Source organism: Pantoea sp. USMM079 (assembly GCF_037153115.1).
Taxonomy (GTDB): Bacteria; Pseudomonadota; Gammaproteobacteria; order Enterobacterales; family Enterobacteriaceae; genus Pantoea; species Pantoea communis.
Map to the genome: position 1 here is coordinate 1 of NZ_JBBCKX010000062.1, position 787 is coordinate 787.

At 58.3% G+C, this 787-nt stretch carries 2 protein-coding genes; both read right to left on the bottom strand.

The genetic code is table 11. The features are described from left to right. The coding region (locus WFP70_RS26500) for a biotin carboxylase N-terminal domain-containing protein (RefSeq protein WP_337024906.1) at window positions 1-356 on the bottom strand (356 nt) is incomplete at its 3' end. 11 nt (window positions 357-367) lie between these two features. Next, window positions 368-787: acetyl-CoA carboxylase biotin carboxyl carrier protein (accB, locus tag WFP70_RS26505; protein ID WP_337024905.1), on the bottom strand; the 420-nt coding region annotated here is incomplete at its 5' end.

The following is a 787-nucleotide window of genomic DNA, read 5'->3' on the forward strand; positions in this document are numbered from 1 at the left end:
GCAGACACTTTGTCGCCCATCAGGCGGATGGTGTCAGCTTTCGGGCCGATGAAGATAAAACCAGAGCGCTCAACCTGCTCGGCGAAATCGGCATTCTCAGAGAGGAAGCCGTAGCCCGGGTGGATCGCTACAGCGCCGGTAATTTCGGCGGCAGAGATCAGGGCCGGGATGTTCAGGTAGCTTTTGACCGACTGCGCCGGGCCGATGCAGACGGTTTCGTCCGCCAGCAGCACGTGCTTCAGATCGCGGTCCGCAGTGGAGTGAACCGCAACGGTCTTGATGCCTAATTCTTTACACGCGCGGAGAATACGCAGAGCGATCTCACCGCGGTTAGCAATGACAATTTTATCCAGCATGCTTCGCCTCGTTATTCGATGACGACGAGCGGCTCGTCAAATTCAACCGGCTGGCCGCTTTCCACCAGGATCGCCTTCACAACGCCGGATTTATCGGCTTCGATCTGGTTCATCATTTTCATCGCTTCAACGATGCACAGGGTATCGCCCGCGTTGACTTTCTGGCCCACTTCCACGAAGGCTTTCGCATCCGGGCTTGGGGTACGGTAGAAAGTGCCGACCATCGGAGAACGCACGATGTGGCCGGTGATTTCCGGCTTAGCGGCTTCAGCCGGCGCAGCGGCTGCAGGTGCAACGGCGGTCGCCAGCGCAGGCTGCTGCATCACTGGCGCAGCATAAGCCTGTTGCATGACCGGATAGCCAGCGTTCGCAGGTGAACGGCTGATACGAACTGACTCTTCGCCTTCAGAGATTTCCAGCTCGGAGATGCC